This window comes from Acinetobacter sp. 148, assembly GCF_031196675.1.
GTDB lineage: Bacteria > Pseudomonadota > Gammaproteobacteria > Pseudomonadales > Moraxellaceae > Acinetobacter > Acinetobacter baumannii.
In genome coordinates, this window is sequence record NZ_JAVIMT010000063.1 from 44,563 (window position 1) to 64,118 (window position 19,556).

Below are 19,556 nucleotides of genomic sequence, written 5' to 3' on the forward strand. Positions count from 1 at the left end.
TGATTAAATCAACAATTAAAGTTAACTTACTTTCACGGTATGAATATTAATTTAAATTTTTTTCCACTGATAAATCAGATTCTTTCTGTATAAATGTAAAAAAATAGGATAGAAAAATCTTATGTCTGGCCTTCAGGAAGAATATTTACAGCATCAAACAAAAATTGAGCAGCTTCGCCTTTCAATTCAATATATCCGCTGGTATCTTGTTAGCCTAATTTTACTGTGCCTAATTTCAGCTATTATTTTCTTTTGTTACTTTACTTCTTACATTACAAACTTTATTTGGTCAATTGGCTTTACTATTTTGACGCTTACTTGTCTATTATTTGTCCCAAAGCTATTAACACATTATCGTGATATTCATTTCATTAAGAAAACAGATTTAGTGCTACAAGGCATTTGTTTGGCGTCTGGAATTTTAATGGGAATAAATATCATTGTTCTGCATTTTTCCCTTCCTGACACTTTAATATCTGTTTCTGATGTTCATATCCTCATAGCATTATTTATTACCTCAGCCCACATAATTGGTCTTACATTTTTAACTCAACAACCTCGATATTTTTATTTACTCTTTATTCCAAGTACAGTTCCACTCATTATTGGACAGTTTACTCATTCTCAAATCACCCAACTCCCCTTTTACTTTGCATATAATTTAGCTTTCGTCGCAACTTTACTTTGTGCTTATGCAACTCAGCGTAACTATCAAAAAATTTCTCAACTATTATTTAAAAATAAACAACTTGTTCAAGTAGCAGAACAGCATACTCAATGGGCTGAAGAGTTATGTGTACAGCTCCAACAAGAAGTAAATAAATCTAAAGATATTGAAGCACAGCTTCAATTTAATAATCATTTGCTCGAACAAAAGGTTCGGGAAAGGACATATGACCTCACTAAAATGAATGAGAGGCTTGAAAGCCATCATCATAATTTAGCATTTGCACATGAAACAGCAGGTATCCGACCGTGGGATTGGGATATTGAGAAACAAAAATTAGAAATAACGTTTTTTGATCAACAAAAACAAACTCAAAATACTCCTTTACACCTCAAGTCAATTTTAGAGCGCATTCATCCCAATGACCGAAAGTTATTTGATGAACGTTTAAAAGAACACTTGGAAGGAAAATCTGATCACTTCAATATTACTTTCCGCATTTTACGTCGTAATGGTTCTTGGCGTTGGATTCATGACGTAGGACGTGTCATTAGCCGTGATCCTAAAACCAATAAAGCTTTACGTATGGTTGGAATGACCAGAGATATTCATCAGGAAAAAAAAGATCAAGAACATTTGAGACTTTCTGCGATTGTGCTTGAGCAGGCAGCTGAAGGAATTTTTATTCTAGATGAAAAACTCAACTATATTGAAGTTAACCCCTATTATGAGAAATTAACTGGCTTTTCAAAATCTGAATTATTAAGTCAGCAGCTATTTAATATCACAATAAATCAGAAGCTACAGCAACAACAATTTCACGACTCCATTACTCAGCAACTTCTAAAAACTGGCGAATATATGGGCCAATTTGATGAAAAGTTTACATCGGGTAAAAGTGTCTATTTATGGCTTCATATTAATGCAGTTAAAGATGAGTACAACCAGATTATTAATTATATTGGTTTTGCACGTGATTTAACCGACCAAAAGCGACAAGAGCAGCATTTATCTTATTTAAAAAACTATGATAGTTTGACTCACCTTCCTAACCGCTTTTACTATTATAATCAATTACATCAATATCTTGTTAATCCATCTTATAGTTTTAAAAATTTGGCTTTAATACGTATTAATATCGATAGATTTAGAGCATTTAATGAGTTTCTAAATAATGATAGTGGGGATGAGTTACTTAAACAATTTGCACAGCGACTACGACTGACCAATATCAATGCAATTTTAGTGGCTTACTTAAACGGCGATGATTTTGCAATTATTTATGAAATATCACCTATTCATCCCAACATTGAGCAATATTGCCAAAATATATTACAAGCTTTAAATGCGCCTTTTTATATTGATGAACAAGAATATTTCATTACAGCTTCTATTGGGGTTGCTTGTTTCCCTGAGCATGGCCGGCAAATTGATCACCTCAACAATCATGCCGAACAAGCCTTGTCGGAAGCAAAACGTTTAGGTGGCAACACTATTAGCTATTATTGTAATAAAACTACAAACCCATATAAGACAGCAGACTTAGAACAAGAGTTGCGTAAAGCCATTCAAAATGATGAATTTGTGGTGTATTACCAACCAAAAATTAATTTAAATGACAAATCGATTAAAGGTTTTGAAGCACTCATTCGCTGGCAGCATCCTGAAAAAGGGTTAGTTATGCCGAATATGTTCATTCCTTTTGCTGAACGTAGTAGCCTTATTTCCGATATTGGTAAAGTTGTTTTAGATAAAGTTGGCAAACAGCTACAAGAATGGAAAAAAGCTGGCTATGCCGATGTCCGAGTTTCTGTAAATATTGTTGCTCAACAAATTCATCGAGGTCTTTTACTCAGTGATTTAGACGAAGTTTTAGACACATATCATCTTGATGGTTCAAATTTAGAACTAGAAATCACGGAATCTGCTTTATTAGATAATACTGACAATGTAAAAAAACTATTGCACTCCATTAAAGAACGTAATATTTCAATTGCACTAGATGATTTTGGCACTGGATATTCATCGCTAGCTTATTTAACAGAATACCCAATCGATGTTTTAAAAATTGACCGGGCCTTTGTTTCGAAAATCGGTGATCAAAAACAAGAAGCAATTGTGAATGCGATGATTGCGATGGGTAAAAGCATGGGATTAAAGCTAGTTGCAGAAGGTGTGGAAACCGAAGAACAAGTTATTTATCTACAAAAGCAGCAATGTGATTTTTTACAAGGCTTTTTCTTTAGCCGTCCACTTCATCCAAATCAGATTCTTCAATATCTACAAACAAATACGCATATTTGATAATTGTTTTAACAGTCTATTTTACATGCGCTGGTTTTTCCAAAAATGAGCGTTTTTGACTGTGAGAAATAGAGAAGTAGTGTTATATTCTTTAGCATTTAGCTCACCATGAGGCTATTGGCCATTCGTCTACCTATTATGTTACTTGATATAATTTTGTACATAGTAAGCAGATAAATTACCAACCTTTGTGAGCAACTTGACTAGTTTGCTTTTTTGTATCAATAGAGACTCAGATGGACGATCAATCTTTAAAACAGGCCGCTTTAAATTACCACGAATATCCAAATCCAGGGAAAATCAGCGTCACGCCAAGTAAGCAACTTGTCAACCAACGAGATTTGGCTCTAGCTTATTCACCAGGGGTTGCTGCTCCATGTTTAGAGATTGAACGTGATCCTTCAGCTGCTGCAAAATATACAGCGCGTGGTAACTTGGTTGCTGTTGTCAGTAACGGTACTGCGGTTCTTGGTTTAGGTAATATTGGTCCATTAGCTTCTAAACCGGTAATGGAAGGTAAAGGCGTTCTGTTCAAAAAGTTCGCTGGTGTCGATGTATTTGATATTGAAATTGCTGAAAACGATCCAGATAAAATCGTTGATATTGTTGCTTCATTAGAACCAACTTTCGGCGGTATTAACCTTGAAGATATCAAAGCGCCTGAATGTTTCTACATTGAAAAGAAACTTCGTGAACGCATGAAAATTCCTGTGTTCCATGATGACCAACACGGAACAAGTATTATTGTAGGTTCAGCATTATTAAATGCTCTACAAATCGTTAATAAGAAAATTGAAGAAATCAAAATCGTTGCTTCAGGTGCAGGTGCTGCTGCCCTTTCTTGTTTAGATTTACTTTGTGCTTTAGGCGTAAATAAAGAAAACATCATTGTTGCCGATTCTCGTGGTCTTCTTACAACTTCACGTGAAGGCTTGGATGAATCGAAAAAACGTTATGTACAAGACATTAAAGCGACTCAATTACATGAAGTAATGGCTGGCGCGGATATGTTCTTAGGTCTTTCAGCTGCTGGTATTCTCACCAAAGATATGGTGAAACAAATGGCTGAAAATCCGATTATTTTTGCATTAGCAAACCCAGATCCAGAAATTCTGCCTGAACATGCACATGAAGTACGTCCAGATGTAATCATGGCAACTGGTCGTTCGGACTACCCGAACCAAGTAAACAATGCTTTATGTTTCCCTTATATCTTCCGTGGTGCACTTGACGTAGGTGCTACAACAATTAACGAAGATATGAAAATTGCATGTGTACACGCAATTGCACGTATGGCTCACGTAGAAGCTGACGCAGCTACTTATGGTGAAAAATCTGCTTCATTTGGCCGTGACTACTTAATTCCACGCCCACTTGATCAACGTTTGATTTTAGAAATTGCGCCTGCTGTTGCTAAAGCAGCAATGGATTCAGGTGTTGCAACTCGTCCTATCGAAGATTTCTCTGCATATCGTCAAAAACTTTCTGAGTTTGTTTATAACTCAGCATTCTTGATGAAACCGATTTTTGCTCAAGCAAAAACAGATCCTAAACGTATTGCATACGCTGAAGGTGAAGATGAGCGCGTATTACGTGCTGTTCAAATTGCAGTTGATGAAGATTTAGCTAAACCAATCTTAGTTGGTCGTACAGCAGTCATTGAAGCAAACATCAAAAAATTAGGCTTACGTTTACAACACGGCGTAAATATCGAGATTGTAGATCAAGAACAAAATCCGTTATACGAAGAGTTCTGGAAAGACTACTATCAAACCATGCAACGCAAAGGCATCACTGTTGAATATGCTCAACGTGAAGCTCGCCGTCGTTCAACACTCATTGCTGCACTTCTAGTTAAGTTTGGCAAAGCAGATGGTATGTTATGTGGTACTTACAGTAGCTATAACATTCACCTTGACTTCGTACGCAATGTAATTGGTCTTAAAGAAGGCATGAACAACTTCTTCACGCTTAATGCATTAATGCTTGAAGATCGCAACTTGTTTATTGCTGATACTTATGTAAACACTAATCCGACTGCTGAACAACTTGCTGAAATGACTATTTTAGCGGCTGAAGAAGTACGTCGCTTTGGTATTACACCACGCGTCGCGCTACTTTCTCATTCAAGCTTCGGTAGTGACCAGACAGACTCAAGTGCTCAAAAAATGCGTGAAGTTTATCGTATTTTATCTGAGCAAGCTCCAGAGCTTGAAGTTGAAGGTGAAATGCATGGTGATGCAGCATTAGACGAAAATATTCGTCATTTTGCATTCCCTGGTTCTCGTTTCAAAGGTTCAGCGAACTTGTTGATTATGCCGAACCTAGATGCAGCAAATATTTCGTTCAACTTGTTAAAAGCAACTTCTGGTAACAACGTAACAATTGGTCCAATTTTGCTAGGTGCTGCTAAACCAGTTCATATTTTGACTCCGACAGCGACGACTCGCCGTCTTATCAATATGACTGCTTTAACAGTTGCTGAAATTCAACAGCAAGAAAAGTAATTTAGAAACCGCTTTTTACGAAAAGCCTTTCTAATGACTTGAGAAAACCTCTATTCTGTAGCATGATTGCTTGAAGAATAGAGGTTTTTTCATGCAAGTGTATTTAGTAGGCGGTGCTGTTCGAGATTATTTACTTGGGCATCCCTATCAAGAAAAAGACTATGTTGTGGTCGGTGCAACGCCGGAACACATGCTCGCCCAAGGTTTTCAACCTGTAGGCAAAGATTTCCCTGTGTTTCTTCATCCCGAAACCAAAGAAGAATACGCACTTGCACGAACCGAACGAAAGTCTGGGCAGGGATATCACGGGTTTCAATTCTTTACTGATACAACCGTAAGTTTAGAAGATGACTTAATTCGTCGAGACTTAACCATTAATGCGATTGCAATGGATCAAGACGGTAAAATATATGATCCATATGGTGGTCAAAACGACTTAGAAAATAAAATTCTGCGCCACGTTTCAGAAGCTTTTGCTGAAGACCCTTTACGGGTATTGCGAGTCGCGCGTTTTGCCGCCCGATATTTCCCATATGGTTTTCAAATTGCGCCAGAGACATTGCAACTTATGCAAACCATGGCAGATTCAGGTGAACTTGATGCACTAACACCAGAGCGCGTCTGGAAAGAAACTTCACGCGCTTTAATGGAAAATCATGCCGATATTTATTTCCAAACTTTGCGTGATTGTGGGGCTTTAAAACATCTTTTCCCTGAGATTGATGCTTTATTCGGTGTGCCTCAACGCCCCGAATATCATCCTGAAGTGGATTGTGGCATTCATACCTTAATGTCATTACAGCAAGCTTGTAAGTCGAACTACTCGCTTGATGTACGTTTCGCTGTTTTAGTGCATGATCTTGGTAAGGCCCTCACTCCAGCTGAAGAACTTCCTCGTCATATCATGCATGAAGAACGTGGAATTAAGCCAGTTACCCAATTATGTGAACGTTTAAGAGTTCCGACACAGACCAAACAATTGGCATTATCTGTTTGTAAAGAACATTTAAAATGTCATCAGATTATGTCCTTGAAACCTGGTACTTTATGGCGTCTATTGCAACGCTTAGATGTTTTACGTCGCCCAGAAAGAGTGGAAGCTTTTGTACAAGCCTGCGAGTGTGATGCAAAAGGCAGATTAGGACTAGAAGATCGTCCATATCCTCAAGCTCAATACATGCGTGAAGCCATGCAAATTGTTCGCTCCATTAAAGTTCAAGATTTACCAGAGAACATTAAGGGTGCTGAAATTGGTGAAATGCTTATTCAATATCGAATTGAAGCTTTAGCTGAATTTAAAAATCAGCATCAAAGTCTTAGTCACTCCTAATGAACAACAATAAAAAAAGCCTCAAAATGAGGCTTTTTTTATTTAGGTTTTAACGTCTTGGAAGCGGAATATACTGAGATTGTGTATTCTGTGCTTTTCGCTCACCTACCGTCACAACATAGTTTTGTTGTTTACCTTCTCTTTCAACCAGAACATTAATTTCGCTATTTGGTGCTTGCAAAGCGACATAATTAATTAAATGAGAAGCTGAAGTGATTGGCTCATTATTCACCTGAACAATTTTATCGCCAACTTTAATCCCTGCAGCATCTGCCGGACCATTTTTTAAGACATCAGCAACCACTACACCTACTTGCTGCTTAGGTGCCAATACATCGTCTTGTGTAGGTGGAAGTAAACTAATACCCAACCAACCACGAACAACACGACCATCTTTTAAAATCGAGTTTAATACTTGCTGACAAACCTTTGCCGGAATCGCGAAGCCAATACCTAAAGAGCCACCCGATTGTGAGAAAATCGCCGTATTTACACCAATCAAGTTACCAGCCACATCGATTAATGCGCCACCTGAGTTACCTGGGTTAATTGCAGCATCAGTTTGAATAAAGTCTTCATAGGTATTAATACCTAAATCAGAGCGACCGGTTGCTGAAATAATTCCTTGAGTTACAGTTTGCCCTACGCCAAATGGGTTACCAATTGCTAAAACAACATCACCAACTTCATTACCACTGAGCTTAAAAGGCAATACTGGCAATTTATCTAAATCGATTTTAATAACCGCCAAATCTGTATCAGGGTCGGTGCCAACAATTGTAGCTTCTGCTCGGCGTCCATCATGTAATGCCACCACAATCTGGTCAGCTTGAGCAATCACATGATTATTGGTGAGAATGTAACCATCGGCGCGAACAATAACCCCTGAACCTAAACTATTTTCATTTTGCTGTTGTTGCTCAGGAACCTGATTTCCAAAAAATTCACGGAATACCGGATCACTTAATAAAGGATGATTTTGTTTAACTTTCTGGGTCGTAAAAATATTAACTACTGCTGGTGCTGCAACTTTTACCGCAGCACTATAAGACACCACCCCGCCCGTTCGAGAAGTATCAACCAGTGGCTCAACTTTCTCAGCTGGCATTTGCACCCCATCAACTGCAACAGTTGGTTTCGGCTGATGGTATTTTTGCCATGCAATAAAACTGGCAATTACAATAATAAGTAACACCCAAGGTAACCATGTAAAGGTGCGGCGCACGTTCATATCCTCTACGCAAAGAAGTTTTTAATTAAATTAATATATTGAACAAAAAGAGTTTTCAGTTAAGCATTTTAAATTAAATATGTCGATATACATAAAAAAGTCAAAAAAGATTTGTCTAGCTTTAGTTACACAACAAAATATGTTTCTATAGCTTTAGCAACTTTTACTACTCAATTCAGGAAATATCATGGCAAATTTGCATGAAATTATTCAGTGGTGCGACCAAACCTTAAAAGCAGCAGAATTTAAAGATTACGCACCAAATGGCCTGCAAATTGAAGGTTCAACTGAAGTAAAACGTATTCTTTGTGCAGTGACTGCTTCTGAAGATGCGATTGATGCAGCAATTGCTCAGAATGCCGATCTATTACTCGTACACCACGGTTATTTTTGGAAAGGCGAACCGTACCCAATCACTGGTATGCGAGGTAACCGTATAAAAAAACTTATTCAAAATAATATCTCATTAGTCGCTTACCATCTGCCTTTAGATGCACATCCGAATTTGGGCAATAATATCGCTATTGCAGAAAAACTAAACTTACAAAATTTAGAGCCACTTGATCTAACTGAGAAACATCCAATTGGTAATATTGGTTATTTAGAGCAAGCGCTTTCTGTAGAGGAATTTAAAGCAAAACTACAAAACAGTTTTGATTTTAAAGTGATCCATTTACCGGCTGAAAAACAAAGTATTCAAAAAATAGGCTTCTGTACAGGCGGTGCTCAAGATTTTATTGCTAAAGCTGCTTTACAAAATTGCGATGCTTATATTTCAGGCGAAGTCAGTGAACGAACTTTTTATGAAGCAAAAGAATTAGGCGTTCATTATTTTGCCTGTGGTCACCATGCAACCGAACGTTATGGGGTTCAACGTTTAGCACAAGCAATTTCAAAGCAGTTTGCTATTGAAAGTGAATATTTTGAATTGAATAATCCGATTTAATTAAGTCTTTTTTTCAATCTGTGTTATGCGTATTAATTAGATCTTTATTGTGTATAGTTCTTTAAAAGGCTGCCCTATTGCATCCAGAATCATTTACAATAGAGCCACTTAATTGTATAACCCAGCAAATGCAAGGAATAGGAACATGACAACCATTACTTTACCTGCACTTCCATATGGCTATGATGATTTAGCGCCACATATCAGTAAAGAAACTTTAGAATACCATCACGACAAACATCACAATACCTATGTTGTTAACTTAAACAACTTAATCAAAGGTACTGACCTTGAAGGTAAAACTTTAGAAGAAATCATTAAAGCAACTGCTGGTGATGCATCTAAAGCTGGTATTTTCAACAATGCTGCTCAAGTTTGGAACCACACTTTCTACTGGAACAGCATGAAGCCAAACGGTGGTGGTAAGCCTACTGGCGCAATCGCTGCTAAAATTGACGAAGCTTTTGGTAGCTACGAAAAATTTGCAGAAGAATTTACTGCTGCTGCAACAACTCAATTCGGTTCAGGTTGGGCTTGGTTAGTTGCTGATGAAGTAAACGGTAAACTTTCTATTACTAAAACTTCTAATGCAGACACTCCACTTGCACATGGTCAAATTGCTGTATTAACAATTGACGTATGGGAACACGCTTACTACATCGATTTCCGCAACTTACGTCCTAAATACATCGCAACTTTCTTAGAAAACCTTGTGAACTGGGACTATGCAAATGCAAAACTTGCAGGCCAACCAGCTGGTGTAGAGAAATAATTTTATTTCTTTATAAAAAACCACCCTGTTTTGGGTGGTTTTTTTATTTTTAGTACAACAAAAGCATATTAATCAAGCAAACGATTCATTTTCTTTAATATTCTTATTGACGCTTTTAGATTTCATCCATAAAATGCGCATCAGATTCTCCAATAGCTCAGTCGGTAGAGCGACGGACTGTTAATCCGCAGGTCCCTGGTTCGAGCCCAGGTTGGAGAGCCATCTATTAATCTCCCATAGCTCAGTCGGTAGAGCGACGGACTGTTAATCCGCAGGTCCCTGGTTCGAGCCCAGGTGGGAGAGCCAAGATTCTAAAAGCCCACATTCATTGTGGGCTTTTTCTTTTCTAATCATTTAATATTTTTCTATTATTTTGAATAAAATCAATGTTTCGAATATTTTTAAACCAATCAGTTAGATATTCTCACTAATTCCATTATTAACCCTTGACCTCGCCCCCTTTCCTGCCTAAAATCCCTTTCCAGATTCTCCCATAGCTCAGTCGGTAGAGCGACGGACTGTTAATCCGCAGGTCCCTGGTTCGAGCCCAGGTGGGAGAGCCAAGATTCTTAAAAACCCACTCCTTATGAGTGGGTTTTTATTTGTATGATGTCTTCACATGTTCGAATCGAGTCACTTATTTTTTATTATTTTAGGTTGCTTAAGCACCTGTATTTTTCTTCTTGTTTGTTTACGCCCTTATTTATTTCCAAAACAAAAGTTCTTTGCCCGTCCTGTTATTACTAATTTTGAAACTCAAATGTTTATACGCTTAAAACAGAGTTTCCCAAGTTATCATGTTCTAGCACAAGTGGCTTTTAGCGCATTAATAACCAGTAATGATTATAAGGTTCGTAGTCAGTTCAACCGTAAAGTCACTGATTTTGTTTTGCTTGATGAAAACATGGAAGTAATAGCCATTATTGAGCTAGATGACCCTACTCACCTTGAGAAAGTCGAAGAAGATCGTCTTCGTGATCAAATGCTCATAGAGGCAGGTTATATCGTAAGACGCTATACAAACATCCCGAGTGTACGCCAGCTACAAAAAGATATTTATTAAAAACTACTGTTATTTCTTGTCAGAATTGGCAGCTTCTTTCTCAGCTATTCTTTTTTCCATTTCTAAACGCTGCTGTTCATATTGTTTCTTATTCTGAGCATCACTTTTTGCAGCCAAAAAAAGTATTCCAATAATCAGAAAAGGAATAAATAAACCTAATCCCATTAATAACCAAGGAACAGATTTTTTTTCAACAGATTGCTGGCTCATAAGTTCTTCAAACTCAAAGGTATCGATTTCAGAATGCGTAACAATATAACAAAAAAAGGGCCTTCTTTAAGACCCTTTTAATTTGAATATTTTAAATATAAAAAATTATTGTGCTATTCCAGTACATTCAACATTCTTACTAGCATCTATTACTGATGGATCAAGCACTATATTTGTTTTAGCTGGCATCTTAGATTGAACAAATTGATAAATTTCAGCATTTCTACATACAATCGCTTGAGTATGAGCAGCCCCTAAAACAGGTACAAATGTCACATCAGTTCCCATTTTTTTAAGTCCCTCTTGTAAGGTATTAGTAACAGGATATGGTACAGCCATATCCGCAGTACCCTGTACAATCATGACTGGTGAATTGATTTTTTTAGTAGCTGGCTGATTATCTGCCAAGAACTTTTTCACAGTCGGGTTTTCTTGGAAATTACCAGCTAAACCGGGATAATCTAAAACTGTTTTACCGGCATTAGTAGCCAGGAAATCTCGAATATCATCCGCAAATTTATTATGCAAATCGGTTAAACATACACCATTTTCACCTGTAGTCCCCTCTGCGAACTCAGCTATACTTTGAGAACGTTGTTGGAAAATTTCACGATAATTAAATTTAGGCTCATACGCAGTAATACCTACGGTAGTATATGCGGCATATGCAAGAAGCTCAGCATATACTTCTACAGCCGTACCAACAGGTACAGTACCAGCCTGCTCTTTTTTAAGAATATCTTGAATTGCTTGTGGTGCAACTATAGAAATAATATATCCGAGGCTTGAAGCTGGCGCTCCTGCAACCGCCCCTTTGTAATTAGCATCATTATTAGCAAATTCCGCTGTGCCTAATGAAGCATGTCCACCTTGAGACTGCCCAATCGACATCCATGCACCATTTAACTGATTACCATAATGATCTTTCGCTGCCTTAACAGCAGCTAATGCTGATTTAGCCTCACTTGATAGATTCAAATATGGATGCATTCCCCGGGTGCCCAATCCTTCATAATCTGGGGCAATCACGACATAACCAGCCGCCAACAATGTATCGGCTAAGATCTTAAACCGTGGATTAATTGTATTATTACTTGGTGCACAACTGTCCCCTACACCTACAGTTCCATGTTCCCACACTACTACTCGATAACCATCCTTAGGTTGAGTAACTTTAGGAAACATGACCAGTGCCGTTGCTTGAGCTGTTTTTCCTTGTACATTCTCCATGTTATAGGTCATCACTTTGATAGAGGCAGCACCACTTAAAGTATCTTGAGAATAGTTTTTTTCAGAGATGTACGTTTTATCAGGATTTACTCCAATGTAATCATCATCATCGTCATTACATGCTGTAAGAAATAATGCTGAAATTGATAATGTTATAGCTAAAGCAATTTTTGACCGTTTCATAGAATATCCTTTTTATGTGTTATTTATTCCGCATATTTTTCATGCACAAATATTAAGACATAAAAAAAGTGCTCTGCATAGAACACTTTTCAACCTCACGGTCATTTTTACTATATGAAATTTAAAAATATTCCTAGAAAAATGATTAGTCCAACCCAACGATTGTGACGGAATGCCCAAAAACATACCTGAGGGTTGCGGTCTTTGGTTTTAATTGTTTGATATATAAAATCAAATGCCACTACAACTAAAGCAATAATGGCCCAAGGAAATAAGATATTTTCTAAATATAGCGCTGTACCAATCAAAACAAGACTTATTGCTTGTAAAAGCGCAATAATCTGGATGTCATATCGACCAAAAAGAATAGCTGTAGATTTCACACCAATCTTTAAATCATATTCGCGATCTGTAATTGCATATTGAGTGTCATAAGCCACTGTCCAAGCCAAATTACCAAAATACAGCAACCAGCAAGTCAGATCCGGAGTTTTACCTACCGCAGTAAAGGCCATTGGAATTGACCATGAAAATGCTGCTCCTAAAAAAACTTGCGGTAAGTTGGTATAGCGTTTCATAAATGGATAAATGAAAGCTAAAAATAATGCTCCAAATGACCAGTAGAAAGTTTCTATGGGTAAAAAGAACAACAAACATGCACTTGCTAAAACAAGACCCAAGAATACATATACTGCTTCTCTGGCTCGAATAACCCCTGTTGCTAACGGACGTGTTTTTGTACGCTCTACATGACCATCTACTTTACGATCAGCAAAGTCATTAATGGCACATCCAGCAGCGCGCATAAAAATGACGCCTAAAATCATGACGAATAAAATACCTAAATTCGGTATTCCTTTTGATGCAACCCAAAGTGCCCACATGGTTGGCCAAAACACAAGTTCTGTACCAATTGGCTTATCAAATCGGCATAGATAATAATAAGCTTCTAAACGCTGACGCCATGTTGTACCTGTTGCAGTCGTCATAGTAATTCCTTGTCGTGCTGCTGATATAAAAAAGCTTCAAAAGCCGGTAAGAATGTTTCTTGAACAATAAATTTACATCCATGCCAAGTATAGCAACTTTGTCGCGTCCAGCCTTCTGGTAAACGAATAACCCGGCGATCACAAAGTGGTGTTGTTCTTTGAAATAAAAAAAGACCTATCGGCTTAGAACCAATATGCTGAAATATACGGGCTTTTTTTTGTAAACTTTGAATGGGAAAAATACTTTTTGCTTTCACCCACGGCTCTACATCACTGCCATATAAATAGGTTTCCCTTACCCAAGAAGTGTGGGTATAGGGCATGTTCATCCATTGACTGTCGGCAAAAGTTAAACGCTGGAAATGTTCTTTGAAAGGCTTTACGCTGAACTTCCCCCCACCCAGCTCAGTGAGTTGTTGTGTCAGAGAACCAGACGCATACAACCATGTTTTCAATTCAGGATTTAAAGTCTTTTCCTGCTTAAGTACTGGTTGTCGTTTACGCATAATCTGCTCACATGAAAACTCGCACCTAGTTTACCCCAATTTTTTGATAAAAAACTTAGAGAATTCAATCAACATTCCAAGCAATAAAAAAGCCTGCATAAGCAGGCTTTTTTATGAAGTATGTATTACAGGCTGTAGTACATATCGAATTCAACTGGGTGAGTAGTCGTATTAAGACGACGTACATCTTCAGTTTTAAGTTCGATGTATGCATCAAGCATTTCTTTAGTGAACACGCCGCCTTTTAACAAGAATTCGTGATCTGCTTGAAGTGCTTCAAGAGCCATATCTAGGCTATGAGCAACTGTTGGGATTTTTGCTTCTTCTTCTGGAGGAAGATCATACAAGTTCTTGTCAGCAGCTTCGCCCGGATGGATCTTGTTTTGGATACCGTCGATACCAGCCATTAACAACGCAGCGAAACCTAAGTACGGGTTCATCATTGGGTCTGGGAAACGAGCTTCGATACGCTTGCCTTTAGGGTTAGAAACGTAAGGAATACGGATAGACGCAGAACGGTTACGCGCTGAGTAAGCAAGCATAATTGGTGCTTCGAAGTGAGGAACCAAACGCTTGTATGAGTTTGTAGATGGATTTGTGATTGCATTCAATGCACGAGCGTGCTTGATGATACCACCGATGAAGTACAACGCCATTTCTGAAAGGCCTGCATATTCATCACCAGCAAACAAGTTCTTGCCATCTTTAGAGATAGACATGTGAACGTGCATACCAGAACCATTATCACCTACCATTGGTTTAGGCATAAACGTAGCTGTTTTTGCATATTGATGTGCAACGTTCCAAACAGCATATTTGAACTGTTGAACTTCGTCAGCTTTACGTACAAGCGTATTGAAGCTCACACCAATTTCTAATTGGCAAGAAGCAACTTCGTGGTGGTGTACTTCTACACGACCTGGGCCCATGATGTCTTCAATTTTTGCACACATTTCTGCACGCATATCTTGTGCAGAGTCAACTGGAGGAACTGGGAAGTAACCACCTTTAACACGTGGACGGTGACCTGAGTTACCAGACTCGTAATCTTTACCAGTAGACCAAGCAGCTTCTTCAGCGATTAATGTATGACGAGCGCCAGACATATCGATGTCCCATTTCACTTCGTCAAATACAAAGAATTCTGGCTCTGGACCAAAGAATGCAGTATCACCGATACCTGTAGATTTTAAGTATTCTTCTGCACGGCGAGCAATCGAACGTGGGTCACGTTCATAACCTTGACCAGTTGAAGGTTCAATAACGTCACAAGTCACAACTACTGTTGGCTCAGCAAAGAACGGGTCGATGAAACCAGTTTCTGCATCCGGACGTAAAATCATGTCAGATGCTTCAATACCTTTCCAACCAGCGATTGAAGAACCATCGAACATTTTACCGTCTTCAAAAGTATCTTCATCAATAGAATCAGCTGGGTAAGTTACGTGCTGTTCTTTACCCTTAGTATCAGTAAAGCGAAAATCGACCCATTTTGCGCCACTTTCTTGTATGAGTTGAAGGACCTTGTTCGCCATGCTCATTTTGCTCCAATGAAATTTTGTTGCACTTGTTGAGTGCGTGTTAGTTGCTGGTATTTATTAAGCAATTCTCATACCAACTTTATAAGACTTACCTAAAACATTGAATTACTTATAAGTATTCATGATTTAGGCCCCTTGTCTTGAACCCATTATACTGTTTGCTTGTGTAAATGCACCATATTCACACATTTTCAAATTATGGCATATTTAAATAGCTCATTATTGCCCTAATTTAGTGCAAAATTGTTGCACTGATATAACCCGCTGCATCAATTTCTAACAGTCGTCCATGATCATAATACTTTCTTATATATAATGCTGAGATTCTTATCGGATTACTTGAAAATAATCACTCCTTTGACATCGATCTTCCCCAATGAGTTCCTTTGGTTTATTTCAGCAACTTAAATTTATGACTTAAACCATCAGTTAAATGCCTTCTGCTTTAGTTAAAATCTAATAATTATTTTTCATTTTTATGAATTTCTCTAAATAAACGCACTATTTAGTCGCTATCTAAGCAGTTAATAAGACCACATATAGTAGATCTCACATTACTCGACAAAAAATAAATTTTACTATTCATGTTCTTTTTCATTCACTTTTTTTATACAGGCCAAACTTGCTTTTATTATTAAAAAAAACTAAAAACTATATGCATAAATTTTTGTTATAAATAAACAAACCAAAAGTTATGTTTATAAAAAACTTAAAAGCATTCAAGGATTTGAATAATGAAATATGACTTTGAACAATCGGATAAAGCTTTTTTCGGCCATCCTAAACCATTACGAACGCTATTTTTTACAGAGCTTTGGGAAAGATTTTCTTATTATGGAATCCGACCCTTACTCGTTCTTTATATGATTGCGATGGTCAATGACGGTGGTCTAGCACTTGATCGACCAACTGCCGCAGCGATTGTTGGATTATTTGCAGGCTCCATGTATTTAATGACCGTTTTTGGGGGGTGGGTTGCTGATAACTGGTTAGGCCAAGCACGTGCTGTCTGGTACGGTTCAATTATTATTGCCTTAGGTCACTTATCAATTGCCCTTACATCTGTATTTGATCAATCTTTCTTTTTCTTAGGTTTAGTACTGATTGTTTTAGGTACCGGATTATTTAAAACATGTATTTCCGTGATCGTGGGAACACTATATAAAGCCAATGATGCAAGACGTGATGCAGGTTTTTCCATTTTCTATATGGGAATTAACATGGGGTCATTTATTGCCCCACTTATTACAGGGCTTTTGGCGAAAGACCATGGCTGGCATTTAGGCTTTGGTATTGGTGGCATTGGGATGTTAATTGCTTTATTAATTTTCCGTTTTATGGCAATGCCTCAGCTCCAAACATTTAATGAGCTACGCCAAGAAGCCAATAGCTGTAGCAAACCTGTTGTAGAAAATAAAAATGCGCCTAAAATTGTATTTAGCTTTTTATTCGCAGTTGCAGTCGTTATTGCGCTAACCTTCCTTGGTATCATTCACATCAATCCCGTGGCTGTCGCGACCTATTTAACCGTAGGTATTAGCATTGGGATTATTGCTTATTTTGCATATTTACTACTTTTCCTGAATTTAGAACAACATGAAAAATTTAAAATAATTATTTGCTTCGTTTTATTAGCAGCCTCTGCCCTATTCTGGTCAGCTTTCGAACAAAAACCCACAACTTTTACCTTATTTGCGCAAGATTATACGGACCGTATTGTTTTCGGATTTGAGATTCCCACTGTATGGTTTGAATCAATCAATGCTCTTTTTATTATTATCTTTGCTCCAGTTGCAGCTTGGCTATGGGCTAAGCTAGGTAAAGCGAATAAAGATCCAAGCTATATCAGCAAATTTATTATTGCGTTGTTATTCGCCGCAGGTGGCTTTTTACTTATGTCTCTAGCCAGTCATTTTGCTATTCATGGCGGAGTAGTTTCACCATTTTGGTTAGTCGGTACTTTATTTCTTCTTACCATAGGTGAACTTTGCTTAAGCCCAATTGGCTTATCAACCATGACCAAACTTGCACCTGATGTCATACGTAGTCAAATTATGGGTTTATGGTTTACAGGTACAGCTCTTGGCAACCTTATGGCAGGTTTAATTGGCGGGCAAGTCTCGGCAGATGGTATTAATCATTTACCTAGCCTATTTATGCGCTGTGTATTAGCCTTGGTTATTGGCGCAATCGTGTTATTTTTATTAAAGAAACCAATGAATAAATTAATGGACAAAAGTACCAACAAAGTTCAACCTGATTTGGAAACGATATGAACGACTTAACTGTTCCAGAAAAACTAGCGAAACTTCGTGAACTCATGACCAATCAAAGTATTGATGCTTTGGTTGTCATGAGTGCAGACCCCCATATGTCTGAATATTTACCAGACTATTGGAAAGCAAGGCAGTGGTTAAGCGGTTTTAGTGGCTCTGTTGGCACTTTAGTTGTGACCCAAAACTTTGCAGGACTCTGGGCCGATGGGCGCTATTGGGTACAAGCCGAACAACAACTCGCTGGAACTGGCTTTCAGTTACAAAAACTGACCAGTGATGAATCTTCTACCCATCTCGCATGGATTGAGAAAAATCTACCGGCGGGTTCGGTTATTTCAGTAAATGGGCAAACACTTTCAATCCAACAATTTAAAGCGTTGGAAAATACAGCAAAGCAACGTGGCTTTAAGCTTGAAACACAGCAAGATTTAATTGGTTTGATCTGGTTAAACCGCCCTGAACTTCCTTTAGAGCAGATTCATTTAATGCCTGAAGGATTAAATGCCCTATCTCGTAAAGAAAAAATTCAGGCAATACGCGAAACGTTAAAAACTAAAGCGATTGAAGGACATTTCATTTCATCTTTAGATGATATTGCTTGGGTCTTAAATGCACGTGGACAAGATGTAGAATACAACCCTGTATTCCTTTCTCATTTATATATCAGTGCTCAACAGGCTGTTTTATTCATTGATAGCAACAAAGTCGATTCAACCACTCAACAGGCTTTCAAAGCTGATGGCATTGAGATTCGTGACTATCAAGATTCAGCTCAGTTTTTAGCAAATATTTCTAATGCATCTGTGCTGTTAGATCCCGCCAAAGTCTCGATTTTTCATGAGCAAGCTATCGCAAAAGATATTCAGGTTGTCTACGACATCAACCCAAGTACACTTTTTAAATCGCGTAAGCATGAAAGTGAAATAGCTCATATCCGTCATGCCATGGTGAAAGATGGTGTTGCCCTTTGCCATTTCTTCAACTGGTTAGAAAAAGCACTTCATCAAGGTCAACGCATTTCAGAACTCACCATTGATGAAAAGATTACGGCTTTCCGTGCTCAACAAGAGGGTTTTATAGGCCCAAGCTTTTCAACGATTGCCGGCTTTAATGCCAATGGTGCTCTACCTCACTACCGTGCAACTGAAGAGCACTATTCATTTATCGAAGGCGATGGTTTATTGCTGATTGATTCTGGTGGACAATACGTAGACGGCACTACCGACATTACCCGTGTTGTTTCTGTAGGAACACCAACAGAGCAACAAAAACGTGACTATACTCTGGTTTTAAAATGTCATATTGCTTTGGCAAAAACGATTTATCCAGAAGGTTTAGCTGCCCCACTACTCGATTCAATTTGTCGCCATACGTTATGGCAATATGGTTTAGATTATCGTCACGGTACAGGTCATGGCGTAGGCTTTGCGCTTAACGTGCATGAAGGACCACAAGTGCTTTCTTATTACGCGCCTATTCATGCCTATAGTAAGTTGCGTGAAGGTATGATTCTTTCCAACGAGCCAGGCTTATACCATGAGGGACAATACGGTATTCGTATTGAGAATCTGGTTGCAAACAGACTTCACTCAGGGTTTGAGAAAACCTACGGCGATTTCTTAGAGTTTGAAACGCTGACCCTTTGCCCGATTCATTTAGATTGTATCGTCGTTGACATGCTAACGGATGAAGAGAAAGACTGGTTAAATGGTTATCATCAAACTGTTCAAGAAAGACTGGCTGAACATTTATCTGGCGATGTTTTAGATTGGCTAATTTATAACACTAGGGCGATTTAAAT

At 38.0% G+C, this 19,556-nt stretch carries 14 protein-coding genes and 3 tRNA genes; 11 read left to right on the top strand and 6 right to left on the bottom strand.

The window, feature by feature from the left end:
• The first annotated feature begins 121 nt into the window (after nt 1–121).
• From RFX69_RS11010 to RFX69_RS11020, 3 genes are all read left to right on the top strand, one after another.
• Nucleotides 122–2,971, top strand: coding sequence for a bifunctional diguanylate cyclase/phosphodiesterase (locus RFX69_RS11010; protein WP_000016038.1), 2,850 nt, complete (start codon nt 122–124; stop codon nt 2,969–2,971).
• Nucleotides 2,972–3,207: 236 nt separating this feature from the next.
• A complete protein-coding gene (locus RFX69_RS11015; RefSeq protein WP_000342684.1) occupies nt 3,208–5,478 on the top strand; it encodes an NADP-dependent malic enzyme in 2,271 nt (756 codons plus the stop codon).
• A 91-nt stretch (nt 5,479–5,569) separates the two neighbouring features.
• Nucleotides 5,570–6,808, top strand: a complete 1,239-nt coding sequence (locus tag RFX69_RS11020) for a multifunctional CCA addition/repair protein (RefSeq protein ID WP_001198539.1) — start codon at nt 5,570–5,572, stop codon at nt 6,806–6,808.
• Nucleotides 6,809–6,857: 49 nt separating this feature from the next.
• Here the strand turns inward: RFX69_RS11020 and RFX69_RS11025 are convergent, their stop codons facing one another.
• On the bottom strand, nt 6,858–8,033 hold the full coding sequence (locus tag RFX69_RS11025) for a S1C family serine protease (protein ID WP_001254962.1): 1,176 nt from the start codon (nt 8,031–8,033) through the stop codon (nt 6,858–6,860).
• Nucleotides 8,034–8,226: 193 nt separating this feature from the next.
• Between RFX69_RS11025 and RFX69_RS11030 the strand changes: the two genes are divergently transcribed.
• The 6 genes from RFX69_RS11030 to RFX69_RS11055 all read left to right on the top strand — a co-directional run bounded on the left by RFX69_RS11030 (nt 8,227) and on the right by RFX69_RS11055 (nt 10,820).
• On the top strand, nt 8,227–8,985 hold the full coding sequence (locus RFX69_RS11030) for a Nif3-like dinuclear metal center hexameric protein (protein WP_023896409.1): 759 nt from the start codon (nt 8,227–8,229) through the stop codon (nt 8,983–8,985).
• 145 nt (nt 8,986–9,130) lie between these two features.
• Nucleotides 9,131–9,757, top strand: a complete 627-nt coding sequence (locus RFX69_RS11035) for a superoxide dismutase (RefSeq protein WP_000208082.1) — start codon at nt 9,131–9,133, stop codon at nt 9,755–9,757.
• 146 nt (nt 9,758–9,903) lie between these two features.
• A tRNA-Asn gene (locus RFX69_RS11040) sits at nt 9,904–9,979 on the top strand.
• Between the two features lie 8 nt (nt 9,980–9,987).
• Nucleotides 9,988–10,063 (top strand) — tRNA-Asn (locus tag RFX69_RS11045).
• 181 nt (nt 10,064–10,244) lie between these two features.
• Nucleotides 10,245–10,320: transfer RNA gene (locus tag RFX69_RS11050), tRNA-Asn, on the top strand.
• A 56-nt stretch (nt 10,321–10,376) separates the two neighbouring features.
• On the top strand, nt 10,377–10,820 hold the full coding sequence (locus RFX69_RS11055; protein WP_000464149.1) for a DUF2726 domain-containing protein: 444 nt from the start codon (nt 10,377–10,379) through the stop codon (nt 10,818–10,820).
• A gap of 9 nt (nt 10,821–10,829) precedes the next feature.
• On the opposite strand, the gene RFX69_RS11060 is transcribed toward RFX69_RS11055, so the two are convergent.
• The 5 genes from RFX69_RS11060 to glnA form a co-directional block, all read right to left on the bottom strand.
• Entirely contained in the window at nt 10,830–11,030 is a 201-nt protein-coding gene (locus tag RFX69_RS11060; RefSeq protein WP_045543898.1) for a hypothetical protein, read from the bottom strand.
• A gap of 105 nt (nt 11,031–11,135) precedes the next feature.
• Complete coding sequence (locus RFX69_RS11065) at nt 11,136–12,443, bottom strand: lipase family protein (protein WP_289332506.1); 1,308 nt, start codon at nt 12,441–12,443, stop codon at nt 11,136–11,138.
• A 110-nt stretch (nt 12,444–12,553) separates the two neighbouring features.
• A complete protein-coding gene (gene ubiA / locus RFX69_RS11070) occupies nt 12,554–13,432 on the bottom strand; it encodes a 4-hydroxybenzoate octaprenyltransferase (RefSeq protein WP_000205472.1) in 879 nt (292 codons plus the stop codon).
• Nucleotides 13,429–13,938: a chorismate lyase gene (locus RFX69_RS11075; protein WP_001231792.1), complete on the bottom strand. Its 510-nt coding sequence runs from the start codon at nt 13,936–13,938 to the stop codon at nt 13,429–13,431. Before RFX69_RS11075 ends, ubiA begins: the two co-directional genes overlap by 4 nt.
• Before the next feature lie 125 nt (nt 13,939–14,063).
• Nucleotides 14,064–15,479, bottom strand: coding sequence for a type I glutamate--ammonia ligase (gene glnA, locus RFX69_RS11080; RefSeq protein ID WP_000061267.1), 1,416 nt, complete (start codon nt 15,477–15,479; stop codon nt 14,064–14,066).
• A gap of 734 nt (nt 15,480–16,213) precedes the next feature.
• Here glnA and RFX69_RS11085 point away from each other — a divergent pair.
• Nucleotides 16,214–17,755: a peptide MFS transporter gene (locus RFX69_RS11085; RefSeq protein WP_289332507.1), complete on the top strand. Its 1,542-nt coding sequence runs from the start codon at nt 16,214–16,216 to the stop codon at nt 17,753–17,755.
• Nucleotides 17,752–19,554 carry an aminopeptidase P family protein gene (locus tag RFX69_RS11090; protein ID WP_271055797.1) on the top strand — a complete coding sequence of 601 codons (1,803 nt, stop codon included), beginning with the start codon at nt 17,752–17,754 and terminating at the stop codon, nt 19,552–19,554. Before RFX69_RS11085 ends, RFX69_RS11090 begins: the two co-directional genes overlap by 4 nt.
• Nucleotides 19,555–19,556: the final 2 nt, after the last annotated feature.